This window comes from Afipia sp. GW822-FHT04G07 (genome assembly GCF_058800765.1).
This window is the reverse complement of record NZ_JBXAMP010000001.1, coordinates 2,897,511-2,922,280: the sequence shown is the minus strand read 5'-3', so window position 1 is coordinate 2,922,280 and position 24,770 is coordinate 2,897,511. Positions and strand designations below refer to the sequence as shown.

Below are 24,770 nucleotides of genomic sequence, written 5' to 3'. Positions count from 1 at the left end.
AGACCTCCTGCAACCAAGTGAATTCGTTCGCGGGCCGCGACATTTTTCAAAGCCGCTGGAAATTCCGCTAACCGGCCGTTCAGAACGCTCTTCGCCGGCGCTTTGTGACTTCGGGCTTCAGACGATGGGGTCTAGTCTGAAAGTCTGCCCACATCAGGACGGCACCGAACGCCACGAACATCACCAGAATGATCACGGACAGAATTATTGCATTGGTGGGCATAACCGCTCTCCCATTTTTGGCTGGGCGCAGCATGCAGTATCGGCTTGAGTGCGTCTTTGATGCGGATCAAATCCGTACAGACTATCGACATACTTTGCATTCCTGCGGCCAACCAAGATTGCGGGAGATCAAGCTGCCGCCAACGCTTCGGCTCGTCTCGTATCCATCAGACGAACGCCACCAGGAACGATAACGAGGACACCGTCGCGCTCAAGCTTTGTCAGTGTCCGGCTGACAGTCTCGACGGTCAGGCCAAGATAGTCCGCGATGTCCTGCCTACTCATGGGGAGGTAGACCGTCTTGGCGGCTCGGCCGATCTTCTGCAGCCGGTTCCGCCACCCCACGAGGAATACCGCGACTTTTTCTTCGGCAGATCTTCGTCCGAGCGAGACCATGTGGTCTTGAGCCGATATGAGCTCCTGCCGCGCAAATTCATTCATCCGCTGCAACATGCTCGGCTTGCTCTCCACGAAACGGGCGAAAGACCCCTTCACAAGTCGACATACCGCAACCGGCCCGATCGCATTCGCTGAGCAGCCGTAACAAGCGCCGGGCGCAATTCCGATGAAATCACCGGGAAGCGCGAACGCAATGATTTGACGCCGGCCATCAGGCAGCAACTTGGAAAGGCGGACCGCTCCTTCAAACACGTTGTAGGTCGCATCGGAATGATCGCCCTCAGAGAATAGCAGCGCCTTAGAACTCAAACGCACGCGCTGTGACAGCCTTGCCAGCTCCTGCAGTTCCTTTTCATCGAGCGCACCGCAGATGCTAAGCGAACGTATGGTGCACAGAGGGCAGCCCGCGGGGCCACTATCCAGATAACTCGAAGATACGCGATGACACATCTGTAAATCGTGCTTTCGCAACAGGTGTTTCGCTGAAGCGCAAAGCGGTCCTTTCACGACAGCACCATACCGACTTTGACGGTGGTGGATTGATCCAAGTCAATGCGGAATGACGCGAGCGTCGCAAAATCAGCAGTGCATACGTACCCCACGCTTCATACCGAAATATCGAACATGCGCTACCTTTACGGTTGCCTCGCAATCGCAATACTGGCGACACCGATCCAAGCTGCATCCCTTGGCGAGCAGCGGGGGTTTGTTTTTGCGAAGGCAAACTGTGCGCGCTGTCACGCTATCGACCGGTTCAGTCCGAGCCCGCTGAAGATAGCTCCTCCGTTCCGCGACCTTCATCGACGCTATAAAGTGGACACGCTCGCAGAAGCCTTCGCGGAAGGGATCTATACCTGACATCCAACGATGCCTGTATTTCAACTCGATCCGGATCAGATCGGCGACCTTATCTCATTCATGAAAAGCCTTGAGTAGAAGGCGCTGCTCTTACTCATCACCGCATACTATTGGGACGACAGATAGAAAGACCCGCGTCATGAACCAACCAACGCCCCGACCAATTTTGAACTCAAGCTTGCCACCGAGCTTTCGCCAGATCAGACTCGAACTCGCGCGGGAGCCTGGACACCCCTTTGGCGATCCGGGAATAGCTTACGTATTCATCGCCCCACTTGATCCCGAGGGCTGGCTCGATTTCAAGATGTGGAGAAGGCATCGCGAGGCCTGCCGGGTCGCGCGATTCCGACCCGGGAAACCCGATGATCTCGGTCACCTCGTTCATCGCGCCGGCGACCACTGGGCATTCCATTACGACATTGCAGGCAACCATGACGACGAGGCGGGATATCACTTATCGGACGAAAAATTCGTACCGGGGGAGTACGTCTCAATAGCAGACGAAGGGCGCACACACACCTACCGCGTTGTATCGGCTGTTCCGCTTTAGAGCTGACAATCTAGTTGTCTACGCCGGTACATCGCTTCAGCGACCTCATAATATCTTCCCTTGAAACGATGCCGATTAGCCTCTCCGCATCAATCACGGGAACACTTCTCAAGCGATGCTCGACCATGAGCTGCAAAACACGCGTGAGCTTTGTTTCCGAGCTAACATAGATGAACGTCGGTTGCATGACATCGGCGACGACTTTGCTCATGAGATCGTCGTAACGCGGCACCATTTGCGCGGGCGTGAAAGCGAAGCATCTTAGAAAATCCAGCTTGGTCACCAGTCCTACAGCATGGGCGCCTTCGACAACCGGATAGGCATTGAAATCGTCCCGCTCGAACAGCAACAGTAACGCTCGCATCGTCAGATCGCGCGTCACCGCCTTTACGGAGCGTGTCATGCAGCCGGCAACAGTTCCCTGAAGAAATTTGTACAAAGGCGTATCCTGCAAATGAACGACCAGAGCGATCAGGCACGGCCTGCGCTACTATCGGACATTTGACCGCACATTTCGGGAACGTCATTTGATCGGGATCAATAGTACCGCTGACGAGGAGTCTAACTGGCGTGATTCAGATCAATACGGATCATCATGGCGCGAGTTAGCGTTTCTCCAGTTGGGAGAAACCGTATGCACATCTCAGACATTGTTTGCGAGTGTTCACAGCGCTGCATGAAGCTCGCGCAAAACTGCTCGGACGAGAAGGTCGCCGTTGAACTCAATGCGATGGCTGTACAGCTCATGGTCGCAGTCGTAAGAGACGCCGAATTGCTTGTCGATTCAGTTTCCACAAAAAGGTCCGACAGTGAGCAAGCCTCCCGGCGGGCGCTCTTGCCGACAGCAAACTTACTGCCGCTTGATTTGCACGCTGACCGTCAGTCCTTTCGAGAATGAGTATTCCACATGCAGAAACCAGAGATGCCCATCTACCGTCGAGAAGAAGCGTCTGATTCGCAGAAACTGAATGATGTTTCATCGCAGCTAACCGAGATTGCCAGCCGGGGAACGCGGCTGGCCCTCGGCACACAGAAACTAGCACTGTACGAGCTTATACAGGCCAACCAGGACGCCCTGGAGCTTGCACGCTCCGGGATGAGCGTTGCGCAGGAGTTCACGTCAAGGATCGTTCAGGCGCATTCGGTCAAAGACCTGGCTGCCGCACTCCGGGATTCCGGTCACGAGCAGATGGAGCGCTTCCATCGAAGCTACGAGCATCTGTTTACGCACGGTCACGAAATCCTTGAAGCCTCGTACGGTCTCGTTATGACCGCGATTCATGGGGAAGGTTCGAACAAGCCGATCGCTTAAGACGGGTCTCGCGGCTGAAAAGAATGCCAGCGTGAACCGGCTATCGTGCCTTCAAACCACCCGAATGAGGGTTCGGACTTGAGCAATGCCTCCAACTGGGCCAATACTCCGCTAATGGGTTCTTGCCGCGATATCTCCCTGCAAGGCATGAGACCCGGCCCCGGGATCTAGAGGCGACGGATCTTGACCAAAACCGATGAGGCACCGTCCGACGGGCCCTTTCGTGACGAACATTTGTGGCTTGGTATCGACGGGTCCGGTATCGGCACTTGGAATCTCGATCTTTCAACCCGAAAAATGATCTGGTCGGCCGCGGCACGAAACCTGCTCGGCGTTTCAGACGATCAGCCTGTCAGCTATGCGGCTTTTCTCTCGCTGCTTGAACCGCAGGATCGCGAGCGCACCGAACTCGCGGTGCAGCGATCTGTCGAGACCGGGTGCAACCTGGATATTCAGTATCGGGTGCGCGGAACGCACGACCGTAGTCACTGGGTTCGCACCCGTGGCAGCGTCATCAAAGGCAACGACGGCACACCTATTCATCTGAGCGGTATTATTCTCGACATCGACGATCAAAAGCAGGTTGAAGAAACATTGAGGACGCGAGAGGGGCACCTTAGGTCCATCCTAGAGACGATTCCCGATGCGATGATTGTCATTGACGGCCGCGGCATCATGCAATTCTTCAGCAGCGCCGCCGAAAGGCAATTCGGCTACACCGAACGGGAGGCTATCGGCCAGAACGTCAGTGTGCTGATGCCCAACCCCGACAGGCGGCGTCACGATGGATACCTTGCCCGTTATCAATCGACGGGCGAGCGGCATATCATCGGGATAGGCCGAATCGTAACCGGCCAACGCAAGGACGGAACTACATTTCCGATGCATCTCTCCATCGGCGAAATGGAATCCAGCGGACAACCGTATTTCACTGGATTCGTCCGTGATCTGACCGAATATCAGCAAACGCAGGCACGACTTCAAGAACTTCAATCCGAAATTGCTCACGTCTCGCGCCTGAGCGCGATGGGAGAGATGGCATCTGCGCTCGCGCACGAACTGAACCAACCGCTGGCAGCCATCAGCAACTACATGAAGGGTTCACGACGCTTGCTGGCCTCAAGCGAAGATCCTAACCTCGCAAAAATCGCCACCGCTATGGATCGCGCGGCGGAGCAAGCTCTCCGCGCAGGACAAATTATTCGGCGGCTCCGCGATTTCGTGGCGCGCGGGGAATCCGAAAAGCGCGTCGAGAGCCTGTCAAAATTGGTCGAAGAAGCCGGTGCACTTGGCCTGACAGGTGCCAGAGAGCAAGGTATCCTGCTGCGCTTCAATCTTGACCCCGACTGCGATCTGGTGCTCGTCGATCGAGTCCAGATCCAACAGGTTCTAGTCAATCTGTTCCGAAATGCGCTTGAAGCTATGGCTAACACCAACCGGCGAGAACTGGTGGTGACCAATGCCAAGGCCTCCGAAGATATGATCGAAGTCGAGGTGTCCGACACGGGCCATGGATTCAGCGATGACGTCCAGACAAAGCTATTTCAGACGTTCTTTACGACCAAAGAAACAGGGATGGGCGTGGGGCTTTCAATCAGTCGGACGATCATAGAAGCACATGGTGGCCGCATGTCCGTTGAAAGCAACCCATCGGGTGGCGCTACATTTCATTTTACCCTACCGGCCGCCTCATCAAGCGAAGGTCTGGAGTAATGCCTAAAGGCAATGTGTATGTTATCGACGATGATCCTGCGATGCGGGATTCGCTCGATTTTCTGCTTGGCTCGGCCGGCTTCAATGTGACGCTTTTCGATAGCGCGCTAAAATTTCTTGAGAACATGCCGAGCTTAGCGTTTGGCTGCGTGGTCTCCGATGTGCGGATGCCTGGCATGGACGGGATTGACCTGCTGCGGCAGCTCAAGAAGGAGCCGAAGACGCTCCCCATCGTCATCATGACCGGGCACGGCGATATTCCTCTCGCTGTGGAAGCAATGAAGCTCGGCGCGATAGATTTTCTTGAGAAGCCATTCGAGGACGAGCGTCTCGTCACCATGATCAGTTCCGCTCTAAGCCAGGCAACCGATAATTCGAGGAACGAATCTATTAACGTGGACATCAATTCGCGGATTGCGTCGCTCAGTCCGCGGGAGAGACAGGTGATGGACGGCCTTGTTGCGGGACTCTCCAACAAGCTGATCGCACGCGACTACAACATCAGTCCCCGGACCATCGAGGTTTATCGGGCAAACGTCATGACGAAGATGCAGGCCAGCAGCATCTCCGAACTGGTCCGGTTGGCGATGCGTGGCGGAATCCTGAAGGATTGAGGCAGGTCAAGACTGCCTTTCGGCGCACCGCTATGTTAGGGCATGCGTTACTCGTACTCGCCAGGGCCCTTCACAATGGCCTCACCTCTCACAAAATCGCGGATCTGCGTGGTCGATGACGACCTCGACGTCCTCAGTTCGCTCCGGTTTCTTCTTGAAACGGAAGGTTTCGATGTCCAGACCTTCAAGAGCGGCACTGCGATGCTGGACGCCGCATCCACTGAGCAGTTCGATTGCTACGTTCTCGATTTCAAGATGCCCAACATGACCGGCATAGCCGTCGCAACCGGCCTGCGGGAGCGAAATGTATCCGTTCCGATTATTCTGATTACGGGATACCCGGACGAAAATATCCAGGCAAAGGCGGCTGGCGCTGGAATAAATCTGGTTCTGCTCAAACCGTATGCAGAGGAGAATCTGGCCTCCAAGATTCGGACCGCAGTCCAGCGAAACCGCCACGACAACCTCCGGTGAACTACTTAGGGTGCAGCCCTTAAGATATCGAGCGAAATATCCTGAGGTGCATCACCTCTTGTAGAAACAGCCATCTGCCGCCGAAGGAGATGGCCATGCTCATCCAATCCACCGATACAATCGTCAACAGCCAAGCGATAATCCACAGGGTGCCTGCCACAGATCAGTTCGGCCTTGTTGCCGGGCACGCCAACCTTGTTGCGACCGAATTCTGCTACGGGCGAGACGAGGAAATCTACGGAGAAGACGAGCCGGCGGATTACGTTTATCAGGTCGTCAGCGGCGCCGTACGCAGCTACAAGTTGCTGTCCGACGGCCGGCGTCAAATCGGCGCATTTCACCTGCCGGGCGACGTTTTCGGGCTGGTAGCCGGCAGCATCCATCGCCTGACTGCGGAGGCCATTGTTGATACGACGGTGCGCCTCATCAAACGGCGCGGCCTTGAACAAGCGGCAGCCACCGATGTTCATGTCGCTCGCAATCTCTGGACTATGACGGCAAGCGACCTGCGCCACGCCGAGGATCATATGCTGCTGCTCGGCAGAAAGACCGCGCTCGAGCGCGTTGCGACCTTCCTTCTCGAGATGGACCGTCGCCTCGCGGTGATTGGCACGATGGCTCTTCCGATGTGCCGGAGGGACATCGCTGATTATCTGGGCCTGACCCTGGAGACGATATCCCGCGCGTTGTCACAACTTCATAGCGAAGGCGTGCTGGATTTTTCCGGCGCGCGCCAGATCATCCTGCGCAATCGCCGCAAGCTGCACAGCATCGATATGTGAACTCGGATGAGGTCATGGATCGCAAGCCCGCTTCAATGAAAAAAAAACGCGCCGCGGTCAGACGCAAGATCCATAAAGCCGGATCGATCGTTGTCGGTAGCCGTTCGGTCATCTGCACGGTTCACAATCTTTCGACGACTGGTGCCGCGCTCAGCCTCAAACATTCTTCAGACCTGCCAGACGCGTTTGTTTTGATTCTTGAAATGGAACACCGGCGGCGTCCATGCCGGGTCGTCTGGCGCCGAGAAGACCAGATCGGCGTGACCTTTGAGCGCTGATAGCCTTCGTCAAGCTCGTCTCAATAAGAGTAGCTCTCGCTGCTAACCAGCGATGGCCGCCCAAGCCAACCACGCCGCCATCAGCGCCAGTATCGCCGAAAGCGCGCGCCGGACGATACAGCGCATATGGTTATTGGCGATCCATCGACCCGATTGATCAGCCGCGATCACGATGGCCGAATGCACCAATGAAGCCACAGCAACGGCGAGCGTGCCGAGTATTGCCAACTGGCCGTCGACAGACCGCGCGCTGGCCGGATCGATGAAGCCCGGCACGACCGACAAAAAGAACAGAATCGATTTCGGATTAAAGACGTTCGAGAGAAATCCGCGCCAGAAAAGAGATCCGGCGAAACCCGGAACAAACGGTCCTTTGGACAGAGTTTCTGGCACTGGCTGCCAACCTTCCCAAGCCAGGAAGACAAGATATGCAATGCCGGCCCACCGAACCGATTCATACAGGACAGGATAGCTTTGAATAGCAGCTCCCCCACCGAGCGCTACAAGCACGGCATGGGTGGCAAGGCCGAGAGCAATCCCTGCGGTCGCAATCAGACCAGCAACACGGCCGCGCGTTAACGACAACGCAGCAAGGTAGGCCATGTTCGGCCCGGGCGTTAGTTCCAGCAACAGTACGGTGAATACGAATTTGAGCAAGGATTTGGCCGTGAATTAGGCTTTCTGTATTGGGTCCGCCTACGACGCTTTCACCTGCACGGAAGGGTTCTCCATCTCTTCCTCGGGCGAAAGAAGGTAGATGCCGGACATCGGGTCGACCCACGCCAGGTGATCATGGACCTGTTCGACACCTGGGACATTTTCCGTCGCAACTATGATGGCCTGACGCACGTCTTCGTCGGTTATGACACCGCACAGATCGACGGCGCCATTCCGGACGATCGCATTAATACCGATCGGAGCCCAGTGATGATTTTCTATGGTCGCAAGGATGCGGCTGCGGAGATTGGTGTCGTCCGGCGTCACATCTGTCAGCCCCCGCGACAGACTCGAAACAGCTTGTACGAAGTTTTGCCTACTGACCATGCCCACAATTTTCTTTCCGCGCAGAATGGGAACGCGTTTGATGTTATGCTTTTCCATGAGCAAAACGATCTCGGCCAACGGAGTTTCTTCAGCCGCGGTGTAGAGATTCCGCGTCATAATTTCGCGAACCTTGCGGCCTGCTGTCTTCACATAATCCTCGGCCATGCGGCCAGGGCCCAAGATGAATTCAAGCCAACGCGGCCTCTTCCGCTGGGTATCGAGTTCCTGCCTGCGAAGAAAATCTCGCTCTGTCACGATGCCGACAAGCTCGCCTTTTGCGTCAACGACGGGCAAGCCGCTGAAGTGGTTGGCGAGCATGAGCCGAGCGGCGTCAGCGAGCGTCGCATCGGGGCCGATTGTAATGACATGATGGGTCATGATGTGATGGGCCTTCATTCGCTCCTCCTGAGGCTCGACGCCAAGATTGGACTGCCCAACAGACTATTCTTCTTGGAAGCGAAGCCTCTGATCCAGATCAACACGATTCACAGCCTTCCCCAGCATGATGTGCGAAAGGGAGAATCCGCCATGGCCATTCGTGATGTCTTTTTTCCGCTCCTCAACTATCCGGAGCCGACCGACGCAGCCGCCATCGGCGCGGTCGTGGATCTGGCGGAGAATTTGTCAAAGCCTTGCGACACTATCGGAACCCGTCGACAAATTCGCACGCGCCTCTCGGCCCTCGTTATGGAAACGGAGATCGAACCGGGATTGTATTTCGAGGGCGCTGATGTCGGAGAATTTCTCGAAGCCGAAGCAAGAAAAAGTGCAGCGAACGCCAAGGATCTCGCGAACACCTTCCGGAAAATCGCGATGGACCGCTCTGTTCTGACGAAGTGCAAAATCGAAAAGCGAACCCTTTATGAAAGCCTCCATCTCCTAGTGGAGGAGGCTCGTATTCATCACTTAACCGTCCTCCCTGTTCGCCGGGACGACAGCCTTCATCAGGAGATCGCCGAACATCTGATTTTCGATTCCGGCCGCCCGGTTCTGATATTTCCAGAGCGTCCGGTTCGTCATCTGGCAACATCCTTTGCGAATATCGCGGTTGCGTGGGATGGCAGCCGGCCCGCGGCCCGGGCCATCGGCGATGCCATGCCGTTTCTGCGCCGCGCGTCTCACGTTCGGATATTCTCAGCAATGGACGATAAGTCTATGCCGTCAGCTCCCCGCGGACGCGAGATCGCACAACAGCTCAATTCCGAAGGCATCGACACCGTCTACGAGGAAGTGAAGAAGACTGACCAGCATACAATCGGAAACTTCATCGAGAACTATGTTGCTGATCACAATTCCAATCTCCTCGTGATGGGTGCCTACGGACACTCGAAGCTACGGGAATTCATTCTCGGTGGCGCGACACGCTCCGTTCTGACAAATCCTCCCTGCTGGATCATGCTGTCGCACTAACGCAACTGAGTTCCGGACGATGTCACCATGACTATAGCCACCCGAGAGAGTCGACGAATGCTTGCCGCGGGGATGGCGTTGCTCTTCGCTGTGCTTGCAAAGGCAGACGGTATTAGCATGCTGGAATTTTGTAAGCGCTCGAACCGCGACATCGTGATTTCTTACGTGTCAGGGGCTTTGGAACGCGCAGATTTGGACGTTGACACAATCGTCACAACCCTAGAAGGCGCACTTGAGCGTGGTGACCCTGAAAAAGTCGGCTTGAAGAAGCCTTGGATTGAGGTCCGCAAATACTGCAGTCCTGGTGGAGACATAGCTTATCAAGCTACGGATATTCTCTGCGACTACTTAATCCCGGGGAGCGAAGGAAGGCCACAATAGTCACGGTGCTACCACGTTGAGCAGAGCCTGTTTGTCCGCTGCACGGGCGTCAAACGCGCGGTTAGCGGCCCTTCCCCATGTAGGAAGAATGCTCTGTAACGGCAAAACTGGTTGGCTTGATGTGGGAATTGTAACGAGGTCTGCTCACCGCGCCTGCGACCATTGGCAGTAAAATCCCGCAAACATGGGCTTTTTACAGCTATAGTTTCGACTGGGGATAGCTAAGCGAGGGGATGCTGGCGGAGGGAGTGGGATTCGAACCCACGGTACGGTTTCCCGCACACACGCTTTCCAAGCGTGCGCCTTAAGCCACTCGGCCATCCCTCCGGATGCGCTGTCATGAAGGGGCACGCGCCGTTTTGCAAGAGAGCGCGGGCGCTAGCGGCAAATATTCCGTAAATATCTGAAGTTCTATCGTTATTTGGCGACCAACCAGACGGGAAAACCACCGGTCCGCGTGGTCCGCGCTCAGTGATAGAGCCTGCTGCCGGCGGTACGTAGCGGCCGGACAACGGCGGACGGCAGGTTTGGCCCCGTCGCCAAATGCGTGTTCTCCAGCGCATCGATGAAATCCGCGAACCAGCTATGAACCGTGCTGGCGCGCAGCTTGACCATCATCGCTTCCCAGCGCATCCGCCGCTCGGTGGCAGGCATAGACAATGCAACAGCGATGGCGCGTGCCATGCCGTCGATGTCATGCGGATTGACCAGCAACGCAGTGTCGAGTTCGTTTGCCGCGCCGGCGAATTTCGAGAGCACGAGGACGCCCGGATCGATCGGATTTTGGGCTGCGACATATTCCTTGGCGACCAGATTCATGCCGTCGTGCAACGGCGTGACCACGCCGACTTGCGCGGCACGGTAGAATCCGGCCAGCACGGTCTGGCTGAAGCCCTTGCTGAGATAGCGGATCGGCGTCCAATCCACCTCGCCATGACGCCCGTTGACCTCGGTCACCTGCTTCGACAATTCGTCCTGCAGATTGCAGTAGGCCTCGATGCCGCCGCGCGACGGCGTTGCGATCTGAAGCAGCGAGACCGAGCGTTTCAACGACGGCTGCATCTCGAATAGCCGGTCGAACGCGCTGATGCGATTGACCAGACCCTTGGAGTAATCCACGCGATCGACGCCGATCGCCAGACGCTCGCCGTGCAGGCTCTTGCGCAGGCGCGACACGTCCGGATGCGACGATGCACGCTGGGCTTGCGCGGCAAATCCGTCAACATCGATACCGATGGGGAATGCAGCAATGCGCGAGGTACCGAATTGCGACGTGACAATTCCTCCCCTGTCGACCTGAAGACCGAGATCGCTGCGCAGATAAGTCGCGAAATTCTCGCAATCGTCCTCGGTCTGGAACCCGATCAGATCATAGGCCAGCATCGCCTCGATCAGCTCGCGATGATGCGGCACGCCGGAAATAATCCGCCGGGCGGGCCATGGCGTATGCAGGAAGAAGCCGAGCGGATTGCGGATGCCGAGAGCGCGCATCTCCGCGCCGAGGGCGAGGAAATGGTAATCCTGAATCCAGAACGCCGCGTTCGGCTTTTGAAACCTCATCAGCGCGCGCGCCATGAAGGCGTTCACTTCACGATAGGATTGATAATCGTCTTGCGAGACTCGAATAAGATCGGTGCGGGAATGCAGCGCGGGCCACAATGCGGAATTTGCGAAGCCCTCATAGTAACCGCCGTAGTGCGCGGCGGGGAGATCGAGAAGAGCCAACGCGCCAGCGCCCAGCGATTCGATCTGGGCGAACGAATCCTTGGTAGCGTTGTCACGAACGCGGCCGGAGGAACCGACCCAGATCGCACCAGATTTTTCAACAACAGGCAGCAGTGCGGCTGCCAATCCACCGGTCATCGGCTCATTTGCTTTTGCGCGCGCGACACGATTGGAAACAACGACGAGATCCACAGGGGCCCTCCCTAGTTTCGCAAGCGCAAAACTAACACCTGTTCATCAATATGGTTCCTTGCCATCCTTCAGACTGATTGACGTCGAATTTGGCTGACAATGAATGGAACCGGGTTCCATTCACGAAGGGTGGCTGATTAAAAACGCTTTGCATAGTCTTGACACATACGGAATCTCGCGGCGCGCATCGATTCAAAATACCGCTGAAATATCGCATTAACTGCGCCAATAGCGATCTTCCCAGTTCCGCGACAGTTTCATGCCGGTGAGAATCAAACCCGCCATCGAATAGGTCTGCGGGAAGTTTCCAAACAGCGCGCCCGTTTTCGGATCGATGTCTTCCGACAGCAAGCCGTAGCGATTGCGATGCGACAGCGCATCGATGAACGCTTCGCGCGCTTCCACGCGCCGTCCCTGCTGCCACCACGCATCGATCAGCCAGAACCGGCAGATCAGGAACGCAGTCGCGGGCAGTCCGAAATCATCTTCCGCCGCATAGCGCATGACGTGCTTCTCGCGCAGCAATTCGCGCTCCATTGCCGCCACGGTTTTGACGAAACGCGGGTCGTCGACCTCGCAAACGCCGAGATCCGGCAACAGCAGCACACTGGCGTCGAGGTCGTCGGAACCGAATGCCGCGGTAAAGGCTTCGCGCTTCGGATTCCACGCCTTCTCGACAAGCTCGTGATGAATGGGATCGGCGATGGAGTTCCAGTAGGCCGCACGATCATGCAGGCCAAGCTTCGCAGCGATGGATGCGAGCCGATTGACACCCGCCCAACACATCGCCGCCGAATGCGTATGCACGCGCTGCCGCCCTCGGTACTCCCAGATGCCGGCGTCAGGTTTCAGCGCCACCTGCGCCGCCTTTTCGCCGAGACCTTCCAGCAAACGGAACAGCTTTTCTCCGCCGGGTGTCGGCAGACGTTGGTCGAAGAACAGCGGAAGGGCTGCGAGAATCACGCTACCATAAGTATCGTGCTGGCTCTGTTCGACCGCAGCGTTGCCGATGCGAACCGGACCATCTCCGCGATAACCGTTGAGATCGGTCGTGATCCATTCGTCGAGCGGCAGGTTCGGCACCACACTATAGACCGGTTTCAGCGGCCCATCGGTATTGGTGGCAATCGACAGCGTGAAGCCGATGAAATCCTCCATCGTCTGCGTCGCCCCGACGCGGTTCAGCGCCTTCACCACGAAGTAGGCATCGCGCAACCAGCAATAGCGGTAATCCCACGTGCGTCCCGAGCCTGGGGCTTCGGGAATCGATGTCGTATGCGCGGCGATGATCCCGCCGGTCTCCTCGAAATTCGACAGCTTCAGGGTGATCGCAGCGCGGATGATCGCTTCCTGGAAGTCATAGGAGATATAAAGACGCCGCACCCAGTGCAGCCAGTACGACTTGGTTTGCTCGGCGAACGAGGTGGCGGTGGCGGCAAGATCGCCGGGATACGGTTCGTCATGGCCGAACACCATGTGGACAGGCCGCGTCAGCACGAACGGCGACTCGTGCTCGATCATGGAGATCGGCGCATCAGTGGTGACGCGAACGGTCGTCTCATCCTCGAAATAGCGAATGTGATTGCTGCCCAAGGCCCGGCGCGCCAGCGGCTTGCCGTAGGAATGGGTCGGCCGAACGCGGATGGTGACGCGCGGCAAGCCCGCAATCGGCTCGATGATGCGGAACAATTGCGGTGGACGGAACATCCGGCCGTACTGCCGGAAGCGCGGCGCGAAATCGGTGATCCGAATCGCAGCGCCGTTCTTGTCGGTCAGGATGGTCTCGACGATCGCGGTGTTGCGGACATAGTTCGAGCGATACTCGACCATCCCGTCCAGCACGACGTCGCTGAAGCCCTTCTCTTCATCCCCTGCAAGCAGACGGGAAAATACGGGATCGGCGTCGAAGCGCGGAAAACACCACCACACCAGCCGCGATGTCGGATCGACCAGCGCTGCCGTCTTGCAGTTTCCGATCACGGCCAGATCGAGACCGTGATCGATTTTACCAGCTTCGACCTGCGATGCAGTAATAGTCTTGGAAATGTTCATCGTGCCGCCATGGTTTCTTCGTCGAGCAAATGCGTGAGCCACGCGCGAACGTCCGTCGGCGACCTGAACTGGCCATCGACGCCATGGGCGCGGCGGCCCACCGAGAAGGAGATGCCCTTGAATGCGGGCATGATGGCAAACACAGACTCGTCGGTCACGTCGTCGCCGATAAAAACGGGGTTGCGGCCGGAGAACGGCGCATGGTTCATCAATTCGCGAACACCGGTCGCCTTCGTGAAACCCGCATGCTTGATCTCGCAGACGAACTTTCCAGGAAGAACGTCGATCGGCGCCTGCGGCAGGTCCGCCCGGATCGCAGACACGGCTTCGTAAATAGTGCGCTCGAACTGCGGCGCCAGCCGGTAATGCAGCGCGACGGAATAGCCCTTGTCCTCGTACAGGATGCCGGGGCTGAGGTGCGAGATCGCGATGAAGCGCTTTTTCAGGTCGTTATCCATCGGCGGCGCATGGGCTGCGACCGCCTCATTCTCGATCGACAGCCGCATCTCCGCGCCGTGACCGCCAACCGCGGGAAACTGCAATGGCGCGAAGATCACGTCGATATCGGTCAGGGATCGGCCGCTCACCAGCGCGAGCGCGCCGTCGAGACGGTCGTGCAGCGCCTGAAGCGTCGCGCCCAGTTTCGGCGGTACTATAATGTCGCGCGGCGTCGGCGCGAGTTCGATCAACGTGCCGTCGATATCGAGCAGCAGCGCGGTCTGATCGAGATCCGGCACAATTCCCGCCGGAGCCTGCAAAGCGTCTCTCGCAATCGTTGCAGCGGGCTCTTCAATCACACGATGATCCATTAGCTACTCTTGCGCGGCCAGGGGCCGCGCAACCTCCTCCAGTGACTTGCATTCCGCGTCGATACAATATCGCCACGCGATCAGCGCCGCGGCGATCATCAAGGCCGATCCGAGCAGATAACCGGCGAACACGCTGTTGCGTGAGCCGGTGTCGATGAGAACTCCAAACAAGGCCGGACCGGCAATGCCGCCGATACCGGTGCCGATCGCATAGAACGATGCTATGGCCAGAGCGCGAACCTCGAGCGGAAATGTTTCGCTCACGGTGAGATACGCAGCACTGGCCGCCGGCGACGCAAAGAAGAAGATCACCATCCAGGTGATCGTCTGGGTCTGCGCACTGAGTACGCCGATCGAAAACAGATAACCCGACACGGCGAGCAGAATGCCCGACATGCTGTAGGTGAACGCGATCATGGTACGCCGCCCGACCGTGTCGAACAGTGCGCCGAGCAGCAACGGCCCGAGAAAATTCCCAGCGGCGAATGGCAGGATGTACCAGCCGACATGGCTTGATGCGATACCGAAGAAATCTGTCAAAACCAAAGCATAGGTGAAGAAAATCGCGTTATAAAAGAACGCCTGCGCCACCATCAGCGACAATCCCACCAGCGAGCGGCTGCGATAGGTCCGCAACAATGTATCGACGACCTCGCGCAGCGGCGTGTGGGTTCGCATCTTCAATCTGATCTTCGGCCGGGGGCGATCGGGTTCGCGTCGGTTGGGCGTCACTGAACGTTCAATGTCGGCGACGATCTTCAGAGCGCGCGCGGGCTGGCCGTGAATCATCAGCCAGCGCGGGCTTTCGGGAATCCATAACCGCATCACGAATACGACCAGACCAAGGCCCGCGCCGGTCAGGAACGCCAGACGCCATCCCAGTTCCGGATTGATCACGTCCGGATCGAGCAAAATGATGGCGCTGACCGCGCCCAGCGCGGCACCGATCCAGAAGCTGCCGTTGACGATCAGATCGGTGCGGCCGCGATAGCGTGCAGGCACCAGCTCCTGAATTGTCGAATTGATCGCGGTGTATTCGCCGCCGATGCCGGCGCCAGTGAGAAAACGGAACAATGCGAAACTGGCGAGATTCCACGAGAATGCCGTCGCAGCGGTCGCGGTGAGATAGACCGCGAGCGTCACAAAAAACAGCTTCTTGCGACCAATGCGATCGGTCAGCCATCCGAACCCAAGGGCGCCGAGCACCGCGCCAGCGATATAGGCGCTGGTGGCGAGTCCGACGTCGGTGTTGGTGAACTTGAGAACCGGACTGTCCTTCAGCGCGCCCGATAACGCACCCGCCAGTGTGACCTCAAGTCCGTCGAGTATCCATGTGATGCCGAGCGCGGCGATGACACGGGTATGAAAACCACTCCAAGGCAAGGAATCCAGACGCGCTGGAATATCGGTTTCAACGGTCTCACGCGGGAGGGAACCGGAAGCCTCAACACCGGTCGTCGGTGAGATGCGTGCCGAGGGCGTTTGGGCCGGGGACATCTGGATGTTTGTCAAAGCTGACATCCCGCCGTCTCTTTCACCGGCCGCACCCTCGACCTTCGATGGACGCCGCGACCGGCGAAACAGATAGCAGGAGTTTGGGAACCAGCCTGAGTCCCCAAACGGCGAGTATTATCAATGGGAAAGGCCTCCGAACAGTGAATCCGAAGCCTTCCGCCGACAGAGGGTACGTCCGCCTCCGCTTCCCATAACAACCTGATCGCGAAAGGAAGGTTCCATATGGAACCGGTCATCCGAAAAATGGCTTTCCCGGACTTTTTGGCTCACGATATCCGGGTGGAAGCTCGCGCCGTCAGGCCGCGCGCGCGGGCGGCATCATGTCCTTGTAGCCGGGTGCGAGCTGCAGCTTCGGCTCGGTCAGCGACTGCAGTTTCTCGAGCGTCATGCCCGGAATCATCTCAATCACCAGGAGCCCTGCGGGCGTGACGTCGATCACCGCGAGATTGGTGTAGATACGCTTGACCACGCCCGCCGCCGTCAACGGATAGGTGCAGCGGTTCTTGATGCGCGGCTGGCCCTTCTTGTCGGTATGTTCCATCAGCACACGGATGGCCTTGGCGCCCACTGCAAGATCCATCGCGCCACCAACGCCCGGCGGAAACTCGGGGTCTTCCGTGGTCCAGTTGGCGAGATCGCCGCTCCCCGAAACTTCAAAGGCGCCCAGCAGGCTGACATCGAGATGGCCGCCGCGGATCATCAAAAATGCATCCGCGTGATGGACATAACAGCCGCCCGTGACCAGCGTGGTCAGATTCTTGCCGGCATCGGTCAATTCTTCATCTTCTTCGCCGGGCTTCGGCGGACCGCCCATGCCAAGCACGCCGTTCTCGCTGTGAAAGATCACCTCGCGCGTTTTCGGCACGAAGCCCGATGTCAGCGTCGGAATTCCAATGCCGAGATTGACGTAAGCACCCTCCGGCAGATCCTGCGCCGCTCGCCATGCCATTTGCTGGCGCGTCAGTGGAGTGTATTCGGTCACGATTCAGCTCCCGATCTTGAGCGGTTCGGCGACCACGATGCGATCGACGAAAATTCCCGGCGTCACCACGGCTTCCGGGTCAAGTGTCCCGAGATCGACCATGGTCTCGACCTCGACGATGGTCAGGTCCGCTGCCATAGCGCAGACCGGATTGAAATTGCGGGCGGACTTGCGGTAGGTGAGATTGCCCCATCGGTCGGCTTTGGCCGCCTTGACCAACGCGATATCGCCCCTCAGCGGTTTCTCGAACACGTGCAGCCTGCCGTCGATCTCACGCTGCTCCTTGCCTTCGGCAAGCTTGGTGCCAGCGGAAACCGGTGAGAAAAATCCGCCCAGGCCCGCAGCGGCACAGCGCATCCGCTCGCTGATCGTGCCTTGCGGCACCAGTTCGAGTTCAAGGCTTTTGGCGCGGTAGGCTTTCAAAAATGCACTGTAATCGCCGGAGCGCGGATAGGAGCAGATCACCTTGCGCACCCGCCCCGAGTTGATGAGCCGCGCCAGCCCGTGATCGCCATTGCCCGAGTTGTTGGCAACGATTGTCAACTCGCGCGCGCCTTGATCATGCAGGGCCTCGAGCAAATTGTCCGCGATCCCGACGGCGCCAAATCCCGGCACCAGCACAACGGCTCCATCCCGGACATCGGCGACCGCTTCGGCCAGCGAGCCCACGCGCTTGTCGATCACTCTTTCTATACTCCCTTGGCGACGTTCATTTTTAGGCCGCTCCGGCAAGCGTAAGCAAAAACCCTCCAGCTATCAAACGGCCCGTCTGCATCTATGGAATGCAGAAAGCGCCCTGCTCTCGCACTTGCGAGATACATCCAGACGACGGTGAACGGCCCGCCGGCGGAGCGCGGCGCCTGCGTTCACATGCAGATGATCGCGCGATGACAGCTACAACGAAAATCGAGTTGCAAAGTTTTGCGCGCCGGTTGTTAATTGGAACAATTACAAAAAGCACTTTTGGAAATCATCTGGGGAGGTCCCTTTGTCTGCAATCAAGTTGACCGTCAACGGTAAAGCGGTGTCCGCCGATGTCGAGGATCGCACGCTGCTCGTCCATCTGCTACGCGATCATCTCGGTCTGACCGGCACGCATGTCGGATGCGACACCAGCCAGTGCGGCGCCTGCATCGTTCATATCGATGGCCGCGCCGTGAAATCCTGCACCACGCTGGTCGGACAGGCCAACGGCGCCAATGTCACCACCATCGAAGGCATCTCGAAAGGGGACACGCTGCATCCGATGCAGGCGGCGTTCCGGGACAATCATGGCCTCCAGTGCGGCTATTGCACACCGGGCATGATCATGTCGGCTATCGACATCGTGACCCGCCACGGCGGCAATCTCGACGAGGCCACGGTGCGCCACGAGCTGGAAGGCAACATCTGCCGCTGCACAGGATACCACAACATCGTCAAGTCGGTGCTGGACGCCGCCGGACGCATGAAGGTTTCAGTCGCCGCGGAATAGTCCGCGACGATAGCTCACCAATCGGATTTGCAGTTGCCCGCGCTGCTCGCGCGACCAAGGCAACCCTTATGGAAAGGCCAGCATTATGAGTGAAGGTATCGGCGAGAGGGTTCTGCGCAAGGAAGACAAGCGATTCATCACCGGCAAGGGCAAGTACACCGACGATGTGCGCCTTCACGGCATGACCTATGCGTCGTTCGTCCGCAGCCCGCACGCCCACGCAAAAATCAAAAGTATCGATACCGCCGCCGCCAAGGCCATGCCGGGCGTGGTGGATGTCCTGACCGGGCAGCAACTCGTCGACGACAAGATCGGCAATCTGATCTGCGGCTGGATGATCCACTCCAAGGACGGCACGCCGATGAAAATGGGCGCATGGCCGGCGATGGCGCCGGAGATCGTGCGTTTTGTCGGCAATGCCGTGGCGGTCGTCATCGCCGAAACCCGCAACCAGGCGCGCGATGCCGCCGAAGCGGTCGTGGTGGACTACGAGGAATTGCCCGTCGCCGCCGATATTCGCGCAGCCATCGCACCCGGCGCGCCGCAGCTACATCCCGAAGCGCCCGGCAACGTCATCTACGACTGGACCATTGGTGACGAAGCCGCCACCAATGACGCCTTCTCAAAGGCCGCGAATGTCGTGGCGCTCGACATCACCAACAATCGTCTGTCGCCGAACGCGATGGAGCCGCGCGCTGCGGTCGCGGAATACGATTCCGCCGAAGAGCATTTCACGCTCTACACCACCTCGCAGAATCCGCATGTGGCGCGCCTCGTGCTTTCGGCGTTCTATAACGTCGCACAGGAACACAAGCTGCGCGTGATCGCGCCGGACGTCGGCGGCGGCTTCGGCTCCAAGATTTTCATCTACCCCGAAGAAATGGTGGCGCTGTGGGCCTCCAAGCGCACCGGCCGCCCGGTGAAGTGGACATCGGACCGCACCGAGGCATTCCTCAGCGACGCCCATGGCCGCGACCATCTCACCAAGGCGGAGATGGCCTTCGACAAGGACAATAAAATTATCGGCCTGCGGGTGAAAACCCACGCCAATCTCGGCGCCTACATGTCGCTGTTCTCGTCGTCGGTGCCGACTTATCTCTACGCGACGCTGCTGTCGGGCCAGTACAACATTCCGGCGATCTTCGCCGAGGTCATCAGCGTCTACACCAACACCGCGCCGGTGGATGCGTATCGCGGTGCGGGCCGCCCGGAAGCCTCCTTCGTCATGGAGCGGCTGATGGAAACCGCTGCGCGGCAGCTCAAGGTCGATCCGGCCGAACTGCGGCGCAAGAATTTCATCACGCAGTTTCCGCACCAGACGCCGGTTATCATGGCCTACGACATCGGTGACTTCGGTGCTTCGCTCGACGCCGCGCTGAAAGCCGCCGACTATGCCGGCTTCCCTGCCCGCAAGGAAAAGGCAAAGAAGGAAGGCAAGCTGCGCGGCATCGGCTTCTCCTGCTACATCGAGGCCTGCGGCATCGCGCCGTCGAAAGCCGTCGGCAGTCTCGGCGCCGGCGTCGGTCTATGGGAATCCTGCGAGGTGCGGGTCAACCCCGTTGGCACCATCGAGATCCTCACCGGCTCGCACAGCCACGGCCAGGGCCACGAAACAACCTTTGCACAGGTGGTCGCCGACCGGCTCGGCATTCCGACCAGTCAGGTCTCCATTCTCCACGGCGACACCGATAAGGTGCAGTTCGGCATGGGCACTTACGGCTCGCGTTCCGGCGCGGTGGGCATGTCTGCCATCGTCAAGGCGATGGAGAAGGTCGAAACCAAGGCAAAGAAAATTGTCGCGCATCAGCTGGAGGCATCGGAGAACGATATCGTCATCGAGAACGGTGAATTCAAAGTCACCGGCACCGACAAGTCGATCGCGCTGCCGATGGTGGCGCTTGCCGCCTACACCGCCCACAACCTGCCAGACGGCATGGAGCCGGGCCTGAAGGAAACCGCGTTCTACGATCCGACCAACTTCACCTTCCCGGCCGGAACTTATATCTGCGAGGTCGAGGTCGATCCCGGCACCGGCAAGACGGAGTTCGTCAGCTTCGTCGCGGCCGATGACTTTGGACGTCTCATCAACCCGATGATCGTCGAAGGCCAGGTGCATGGCGGGCTCGCGCAAGGCATCGGTCAAGCGTTGCTTGAACATGCGGTCTACGACAAGAGCGGCCAGCTCATCACGGCGTCGTTCATGGATTACGCCATGCCGCGCGCGGACGATCTGCCGTCGTTCAAGCTGTCGCACACCACGACGCTCTGCCCCGGCAATCCGCTCGGCATCAAGGGCTGCGGCGAAGCCGGCGCGATCGGCTCGACGCCGGCGGTGATCAACGCCATCACCGACGCGATCGGGCACGACCGGCTTGAGATGCCGGCCTCGCCCGACCGGGTGTGGCACGCCATTCATCAGAAACAGGCCGCAGAGTAAGGACGGGGAGACAAAGCCATGTACGAGACAACCTACCATCGCCCCGCCAGCGTCGATGACGCCGTCGCCCTGTTCAAGAAGGGGTCGGATTCGAAATATCTCGCCGGTGGCCACACGCTGCTGCCGGTGATGAAGCAGCGCCTTGCGCAACCATCGGACGTGATCGACCTCGCGCGGATACCCGCGCTGGTCGGCGTGTCGGCCACCGCCGACGCGCTCGTTATCAAGGCGGCAACTACCTATTACGACATCCTCACAAGTAAGGACGCGGAGAAGGCGATCCCCGCCATCGTACATCTGACCTCGGTGCTCGGCGATCCTGCTGTGCGTTATCGCGGCACCATCGGCGGCTCGATCGCCAACAACGATCCGGCCGCGGACTATCCCGCCGCCGTGGTCGCGCTCGACGCCACGGTGAAAACCAACAAGCGCAGCATCAAGGGCGAGGATTTCTTCAAGGGCCTGTTCACCACCGCGCTCGAAGACGGCGAGATCATCACCGAGATCTCGTTCCCGATTCCGGCGAAGGCGGCCTACTCGAAAATGCGTCACCCGGCGTCACGTTTCGCGCTCACCGCCGTATTCGTCGCCAAGACCAAATCCGGCGACGTGCGCGTTGCCGCCACCGGGGCTTCGCAGAACGGCGTGATGCGCGTGCCGGCCATCGAAGCCGCACTGAAAGCCAACTGGTCGGCGGGCGCCATCGACGCGGTGAAAGTCTCCGCCGACGGTCTGATGGAGGACATCCACGGTTCGGCGGCATACCGCGCCAACCTCATCAAGGTGATGGCGCAGCGCGCGGTGATCGAGGCGGGCTGAATTCTCCGTAATGGAAAAAGAAAAGGCCGCCCCTGAAGGGCGGCCTTTTTAGTTTCATATGAGTAGAAAAGTTACTCGACGATCTGCACCACGCGACGGGTGCGCGGATCAACCAGAACCGTGCGGTCGTTCACCACGGTGTAGCGATAGTCGCGAACACCATATTCCTGCGGAACGTCGTAGTAGGTCACGCCGTCCTCAGGAAGGACAACACCTACCGCGAGTTCATTCTGATAACGGTAAGAAGGACGACGTTGTTCGACCACGTAGTTGCGAAAGCGCGGACGCTGATCGACGCCGAGAACGCCGGCCACGCCGCCGACAACGCCACCTACAGTGCCGCCAACGATCGCGCCGACCGGTCCGCCTGCACGCTCGCCTTCACGCGCACCACGTTCGATACCGCCCGGCACGCCTTGCGCAGACGCAACCACCGGAATGAGGGCGCCGGTAGAAATCATCGCCAAGGCAATCAAAGTCCGCTTCATATCTAAAACTCCCGTTTATGAACTCGGGAAACACAAGTAAGCGGCGGCGGAATGGTTCCTCAAATCGGCAAAAACCCTTAAAAAGGCGCTTTTGCCGAACATTTGCGACAGTATTCATTGGCTCTTTTGCCAAAACTCGCCTAAAGCACGTGCAAACTTCACCAATCTCGCGAAGCTGCTGAAAGCGTCCGTATCCGGGCGCTTGTCCAATCCATTTGATTGCACCGTGGCGACAACGCCAACCAAGGTCTGACCGTGAAAACCCTATCTGCAAGTGCACCACTCGCCCGCGCTCTGGCCGAGCGCAACTATAATGACGCGACCCCTGTCCAGAAGGCGGTGCTCGCAAACGATGCCGCCGGCCGCGACCTGCTGGTGTCGGCGCAAACCGGCTCCGGCAAGACTGTCGCTTACGGCCTCGCTATGGCCGCCGATCTGCTGGGCGAAGCCGAGCGGCTGAATCGGGCCGCAGCTCCGCTGGCGCTGATCGTCGCGCCGACACGTGAACTGGCGTTGCAGGTGCATCGCGAACTCGAATGGCTTTACAAGCAGGCCGGCGCGCGTGTCGTCTCCTGCGTCGGCGGCATGGACCCGCAGCGCGAAAAACGCGAACTCGAAGCCGGCGCGCATATTGTGGTCGGCACGCCGGGTCGGCTGTGCGATCATATCCGCCGCAAGCGTCTCGATGTAACTGAACTGAAGGTCGTGGTTCTCGATGAAGCCGACGAGATGCTTGATCTCGGCTTTCGCGAGGACATGGAGTTCATTCTCAAGACCACGCCGGACACACGGCGCACGCTGCTGTTTTCGGCGACCCTGCCGCGCACGATTATCTCCATCACCAAGCAATATCAGAACGACCCTTTTCGCATCGAAGTCACGAGCAGCGGAAGCGGTCACGCCGATATCGAATATCGTGCGATCCGGATCGCGCCCGGCGACGTCGAACATGCCGTGGTCAATGTTCTCCGATTCTTCGAGTCCCCGAGCGCCATCGTGTTCTGCAACACCCGCAACGCGGTCAACCATCTCCAGGCAGCACTTCTGGAGCGCGGGTTTTCCGTGGTGGCGCTGTCCGGCGAGCTGACCCAGAACGAGCGTACCAAGGCGCTGCAATCCTTGCGTGACGGCCGCGCGCGAATCTGCGTCGCCACCGATGTCGCGGCACGCGGCCTCGATCTGCCAAGTCTGGGCCTCGTGATTCACGCCGACCTGCCGAACGATCCGGAAGTGCTGCAGCATCGTTCAGGCCGCACCGGCCGCGCCGGCAAGAAGGGCGTCAGCGTCATGCTGGTGATCCCCGCGCGCAAGCGCCGCGCCGAGCTGCTGCTCAACCAGGCCGGCATTGATGCGGTCTGGGGCACCGCGCCGACCGTGGAGGAGATCCGCAAGCTCGACCAGCAGCGCATGTTGCAGGACGCGCTGTTCGGCGAAGAAAACACCGAGGACGATCTGGTGCTGGCGCGGGCATTGCTCGCCGAGCGGCCGCCTGAGGACATCGCGGCGGCGCTGGCGCGGCTCTATCGGTCGCGCCTTCCATCGCCCGAAGATATTCTCGATCCGGGTCAGGGGCGTTCGCGTGACGATCGCCGGGCGCGCGAAGACCGCGGCACAAAACGATTCGAGCGCGACACACCCGGTGAAGAGCGCGCGCCGAGATCGAAACCAGCACGCGGCGGCATGTCCGAGGGCAGTGTGTGGTTTCGCGCCGCCATCGGCCGCAACAAGAACGCCGAAGCGCGCTGGCTGCTGCCGATGATCTGCCGCCGTGGCGGAATCGGCAAAGGCGACATCGGCGCCATCCGCATTTTCGACGCCACCACCGAGTTCGAGATTTCGGCGTCCGCTGCCGAGGAGTTCGCCGCGAAGATCAAGCGCCCGGACAAGGAAGACAATATCCGCCTCGAAGCATTGCCGAACGGACCGCAAGGCGACGCCCCGCCTGTACAGCGCAACGGCAAGCCGGATTACAAAGGCAAGAACAACGGCAAGCCGGCCTATCGGGAAAAGCCCGCGTATCAAGGCAAGCCGTCGTTTGACAGCAAGCCGCGCTACGAGAAGAAGTCACACGAGGCGAAGCCACAGCGCGACGAACGGCCCCGGTTCGAGGATGCGCCGCCACGCGCGAAGAAGCCGAAACACGCCGGCGGACCGGATCGTCAGAGCTGGCCTGATGTCGACAAGACGGCCTTTGCCAAGAAACCGAAGAAGAAGAAGCACCGCAAGGGCACGTAAATCAT

Annotated in this window: 25 protein-coding genes, 1 tRNA gene and 1 pseudogene; 15 read left to right on the top strand and 12 right to left on the bottom strand. The window is 58.9% G+C overall.

What is annotated here, in order from left to right; all coding sequences use genetic code 11:
- Positions 1–351: 351 nt before the first annotated feature.
- Positions 352–1,071: a helix-turn-helix domain-containing protein gene (locus AC1RKJ_RS14315; protein ID WP_492792747.1), complete on the bottom strand. Its 720-nt coding sequence runs from the start codon at positions 1,069–1,071 to the stop codon at positions 352–354.
- Positions 1,072–1,245: 174 nt separating this feature from the next.
- Here AC1RKJ_RS14315 and AC1RKJ_RS14310 point away from each other — a divergent pair.
- Both AC1RKJ_RS14310 and AC1RKJ_RS14305 read left to right on the top strand, forming a co-directional pair.
- Positions 1,246–1,557, top strand: a pseudogene (locus AC1RKJ_RS14310) (c-type cytochrome).
- 61 nt (positions 1,558–1,618) lie between these two features.
- Positions 1,619–2,029 (top strand): hypothetical protein, encoded by a 411-nt coding sequence (locus AC1RKJ_RS14305; protein ID WP_492791605.1) that lies wholly within the window; start codon positions 1,619–1,621, stop codon positions 2,027–2,029.
- A 10-nt stretch (positions 2,030–2,039) separates the two neighbouring features.
- Here AC1RKJ_RS14305 and AC1RKJ_RS14300 read toward each other — a convergent pair whose 3' ends face one another.
- Entirely contained in the window at positions 2,040–2,468 is a 429-nt protein-coding gene (locus AC1RKJ_RS14300) for a CBS domain-containing protein (RefSeq protein WP_492791604.1), read from the bottom strand.
- A 195-nt stretch (positions 2,469–2,663) separates the two neighbouring features.
- Between AC1RKJ_RS14300 and AC1RKJ_RS14295 the strand changes: the two genes are divergently transcribed.
- The 7 genes from AC1RKJ_RS14295 (at position 2,664) to AC1RKJ_RS14265 (ending at position 7,202) form a co-directional block, all read left to right on the top strand.
- Complete coding sequence (locus AC1RKJ_RS14295) at positions 2,664–2,927, top strand: hypothetical protein (RefSeq protein ID WP_492791603.1); 264 nt, start codon at positions 2,664–2,666, stop codon at positions 2,925–2,927.
- A gap of 9 nt (positions 2,928–2,936) precedes the next feature.
- Positions 2,937–3,341: a hypothetical protein gene (locus AC1RKJ_RS14290; protein WP_492791602.1), complete on the top strand. Its 405-nt coding sequence runs from the start codon at positions 2,937–2,939 to the stop codon at positions 3,339–3,341.
- 183 nt (positions 3,342–3,524) lie between these two features.
- The gene (gene fixL, locus AC1RKJ_RS14285; RefSeq protein WP_492791601.1) at positions 3,525–5,054 is read left to right on the top strand and encodes a sensor protein FixL; all 1,530 of its coding nucleotides are present in this window, start codon (positions 3,525–3,527) and stop codon (positions 5,052–5,054) included.
- The gene (fixJ, locus tag AC1RKJ_RS14280) at positions 5,054–5,668 is read left to right on the top strand and encodes a response regulator FixJ (RefSeq protein ID WP_492791600.1); all 615 of its coding nucleotides are present in this window, start codon (positions 5,054–5,056) and stop codon (positions 5,666–5,668) included. Before fixL ends, fixJ begins: the two co-directional genes overlap by 1 nt.
- A 42-nt stretch (positions 5,669–5,710) precedes the next feature.
- The gene (locus tag AC1RKJ_RS14275; protein ID WP_492791599.1) at positions 5,711–6,142 is read left to right on the top strand and encodes a response regulator; all 432 of its coding nucleotides are present in this window, start codon (positions 5,711–5,713) and stop codon (positions 6,140–6,142) included.
- Between the two features lie 95 nt (positions 6,143–6,237).
- The gene (locus AC1RKJ_RS14270; protein WP_492791598.1) at positions 6,238–6,924 is read left to right on the top strand and encodes a helix-turn-helix domain-containing protein; all 687 of its coding nucleotides are present in this window, start codon (positions 6,238–6,240) and stop codon (positions 6,922–6,924) included.
- A gap of 14 nt (positions 6,925–6,938) precedes the next feature.
- Complete coding sequence (locus AC1RKJ_RS14265) at positions 6,939–7,202, top strand: PilZ domain-containing protein (protein ID WP_492791597.1); 264 nt, start codon at positions 6,939–6,941, stop codon at positions 7,200–7,202.
- 42 nt (positions 7,203–7,244) lie between these two features.
- Here AC1RKJ_RS14265 and AC1RKJ_RS14260 read toward each other — a convergent pair whose 3' ends face one another.
- Positions 7,245–7,859, bottom strand: coding sequence for a LysE family translocator (locus AC1RKJ_RS14260; RefSeq protein ID WP_492791596.1), 615 nt, complete (start codon positions 7,857–7,859; stop codon positions 7,245–7,247).
- Between the two features lie 39 nt (positions 7,860–7,898).
- Positions 7,899–8,642: a CBS domain-containing protein gene (locus AC1RKJ_RS14255; protein WP_492791595.1), complete on the bottom strand. Its 744-nt coding sequence runs from the start codon at positions 8,640–8,642 to the stop codon at positions 7,899–7,901.
- 132 nt (positions 8,643–8,774) lie between these two features.
- Between AC1RKJ_RS14255 and AC1RKJ_RS14250 the strand changes: the two genes are divergently transcribed.
- Together AC1RKJ_RS14250 and AC1RKJ_RS14245 are read left to right on the top strand one after the other, a co-directional pair.
- Complete coding sequence (locus AC1RKJ_RS14250; RefSeq protein ID WP_492791594.1) at positions 8,775–9,656, top strand: universal stress protein; 882 nt, start codon at positions 8,775–8,777, stop codon at positions 9,654–9,656.
- A 27-nt stretch (positions 9,657–9,683) separates the two neighbouring features.
- Positions 9,684–10,037: a hypothetical protein gene (locus AC1RKJ_RS14245; RefSeq protein ID WP_492791593.1), complete on the top strand. Its 354-nt coding sequence runs from the start codon at positions 9,684–9,686 to the stop codon at positions 10,035–10,037.
- Between the two features lie 237 nt (positions 10,038–10,274).
- Here the strand turns inward: AC1RKJ_RS14245 and AC1RKJ_RS14240 are convergent.
- From AC1RKJ_RS14240 to AC1RKJ_RS14210, 7 genes are all read right to left on the bottom strand, one after another.
- Positions 10,275–10,364: transfer RNA gene (locus tag AC1RKJ_RS14240), tRNA-Ser, on the bottom strand.
- Between the two features lie 141 nt (positions 10,365–10,505).
- Positions 10,506–11,954 (bottom strand): alpha,alpha-trehalose-phosphate synthase (UDP-forming), encoded by a 1,449-nt coding sequence (locus AC1RKJ_RS14235; RefSeq protein ID WP_492791592.1) that lies wholly within the window; start codon positions 11,952–11,954, stop codon positions 10,506–10,508.
- A 216-nt stretch (positions 11,955–12,170) separates the two neighbouring features.
- On the bottom strand, positions 12,171–14,006 hold the full coding sequence (locus tag AC1RKJ_RS14230; protein ID WP_492791591.1) for a glycoside hydrolase family 15 protein: 1,836 nt from the start codon (positions 14,004–14,006) through the stop codon (positions 12,171–12,173).
- A complete protein-coding gene (gene otsB / locus AC1RKJ_RS14225) occupies positions 14,003–14,815 on the bottom strand; it encodes a trehalose-phosphatase (protein ID WP_492791590.1) in 813 nt (270 codons plus the stop codon). The genes AC1RKJ_RS14230 and otsB overlap by 4 nt, the downstream gene beginning before the upstream one ends.
- Positions 14,816–14,818: 3 nt before the next feature.
- Positions 14,819–16,336 carry an MFS transporter gene (locus AC1RKJ_RS14220; RefSeq protein ID WP_492791589.1) on the bottom strand — a complete coding sequence of 506 codons (1,518 nt, stop codon included), beginning with the start codon at positions 16,334–16,336 and terminating at the stop codon, positions 14,819–14,821.
- Positions 16,337–16,625: 289 nt separating this feature from the next.
- Positions 16,626–17,279 carry a 3-oxoacid CoA-transferase subunit B gene (locus AC1RKJ_RS14215; protein ID WP_492792746.1) on the bottom strand — a complete coding sequence of 218 codons (654 nt, stop codon included), beginning with the start codon at positions 17,277–17,279 and terminating at the stop codon, positions 16,626–16,628.
- Positions 17,280–17,315: 36 nt separating this feature from the next.
- On the bottom strand, positions 17,316–17,993 hold the full coding sequence (locus tag AC1RKJ_RS14210; RefSeq protein ID WP_492792745.1) for a 3-oxoacid CoA-transferase subunit A: 678 nt from the start codon (positions 17,991–17,993) through the stop codon (positions 17,316–17,318).
- Positions 17,994–18,300: 307 nt separating this feature from the next.
- Between AC1RKJ_RS14210 and AC1RKJ_RS14205 the strand changes: the two genes are divergently transcribed.
- The 3 genes from AC1RKJ_RS14205 to AC1RKJ_RS14195 all read left to right on the top strand — a co-directional run bounded on the left by AC1RKJ_RS14205 (position 18,301) and on the right by AC1RKJ_RS14195 (position 22,042).
- Entirely contained in the window at positions 18,301–18,786 is a 486-nt protein-coding gene (locus AC1RKJ_RS14205) for a (2Fe-2S)-binding protein (RefSeq protein ID WP_492791588.1), read from the top strand.
- An 85-nt stretch (positions 18,787–18,871) separates the two neighbouring features.
- On the top strand, positions 18,872–21,223 hold the full coding sequence (locus AC1RKJ_RS14200) for a xanthine dehydrogenase family protein molybdopterin-binding subunit (protein WP_492791587.1): 2,352 nt from the start codon (positions 18,872–18,874) through the stop codon (positions 21,221–21,223).
- An 18-nt stretch (positions 21,224–21,241) separates the two neighbouring features.
- A complete protein-coding gene (locus AC1RKJ_RS14195; protein WP_492791586.1) occupies positions 21,242–22,042 on the top strand; it encodes an FAD binding domain-containing protein in 801 nt (266 codons plus the stop codon).
- Between the two features lie 71 nt (positions 22,043–22,113).
- On the opposite strand, the gene AC1RKJ_RS14190 is transcribed toward AC1RKJ_RS14195, so the two are convergent.
- The gene (locus AC1RKJ_RS14190; protein ID WP_492791585.1) at positions 22,114–22,530 is read right to left on the bottom strand and encodes a DUF1236 domain-containing protein; all 417 of its coding nucleotides are present in this window, start codon (positions 22,528–22,530) and stop codon (positions 22,114–22,116) included.
- 255 nt (positions 22,531–22,785) lie between these two features.
- On the opposite strand from AC1RKJ_RS14190, the gene AC1RKJ_RS14185 reads away from it, so the two are divergent.
- Entirely contained in the window at positions 22,786–24,765 is a 1,980-nt protein-coding gene (locus AC1RKJ_RS14185) for a DEAD/DEAH box helicase (protein ID WP_492791584.1), read from the top strand.
- Positions 24,766–24,770: the final 5 nt, after the last annotated feature.

Bases quoted from the DNA above. Each gene is read 5' to 3' on its own strand.
- AC1RKJ_RS14190 (WP_492791585.1), bottom strand. From the start codon at position 22,530: ATGAAGCGGACTTTGATTGCCTTGGCGATGATTTCTACCGGCGCCCTC.
- AC1RKJ_RS14255 (WP_492791595.1), bottom strand. From the start codon at position 8,642: ATGAAGGCCCATCACATCATGACCCATCATGTCATTACAATCGGCCCC.
- AC1RKJ_RS14295 (WP_492791603.1), top strand. From the start codon at position 2,664: ATGCACATCTCAGACATTGTTTGCGAGTGTTCACAGCGCTGCATGAAG.
- fixJ (WP_492791600.1), top strand. From the start codon at position 5,054: ATGCCTAAAGGCAATGTGTATGTTATCGACGATGATCCTGCGATGCGG.
- AC1RKJ_RS14200 (WP_492791587.1), top strand. From the start codon at position 18,872: ATGAGTGAAGGTATCGGCGAGAGGGTTCTGCGCAAGGAAGACAAGCGA.
- AC1RKJ_RS14265 (WP_492791597.1), top strand. From the start codon at position 6,939: ATGGATCGCAAGCCCGCTTCAATGAAAAAAAAACGCGCCGCGGTCAGA.
- AC1RKJ_RS14230 (WP_492791591.1), bottom strand. From the start codon at position 14,006: ATGAACATTTCCAAGACTATTACTGCATCGCAGGTCGAAGCTGGTAAA.
- AC1RKJ_RS14220 (WP_492791589.1), bottom strand. From the start codon at position 16,336: ATGTCAGCTTTGACAAACATCCAGATGTCCCCGGCCCAAACGCCCTCG.
- AC1RKJ_RS14270 (WP_492791598.1), top strand. From the start codon at position 6,238: ATGCTCATCCAATCCACCGATACAATCGTCAACAGCCAAGCGATAATC.
- AC1RKJ_RS14215 (WP_492792746.1), bottom strand. From the start codon at position 17,279: ATGGCATGGCGAGCGGCGCAGGATCTGCCGGAGGGTGCTTACGTCAAT.
- otsB (WP_492791590.1), bottom strand. From the start codon at position 14,815: ATGGATCATCGTGTGATTGAAGAGCCCGCTGCAACGATTGCGAGAGAC.
- AC1RKJ_RS14250 (WP_492791594.1), top strand. From the start codon at position 8,775: ATGGCCATTCGTGATGTCTTTTTTCCGCTCCTCAACTATCCGGAGCCG.
- AC1RKJ_RS14275 (WP_492791599.1), top strand. From the start codon at position 5,711: ATGCGTTACTCGTACTCGCCAGGGCCCTTCACAATGGCCTCACCTCTC.
- AC1RKJ_RS14245 (WP_492791593.1), top strand. From the start codon at position 9,684: ATGACTATAGCCACCCGAGAGAGTCGACGAATGCTTGCCGCGGGGATG.
- AC1RKJ_RS14195 (WP_492791586.1), top strand. From the start codon at position 21,242: ATGTACGAGACAACCTACCATCGCCCCGCCAGCGTCGATGACGCCGTC.
- AC1RKJ_RS14305 (WP_492791605.1), top strand. From the start codon at position 1,619: ATGAACCAACCAACGCCCCGACCAATTTTGAACTCAAGCTTGCCACCG.
- AC1RKJ_RS14290 (WP_492791602.1), top strand. From the start codon at position 2,937: ATGCAGAAACCAGAGATGCCCATCTACCGTCGAGAAGAAGCGTCTGAT.
- AC1RKJ_RS14315 (WP_492792747.1), bottom strand. From the start codon at position 1,071: ATGTGTCATCGCGTATCTTCGAGTTATCTGGATAGTGGCCCCGCGGGC.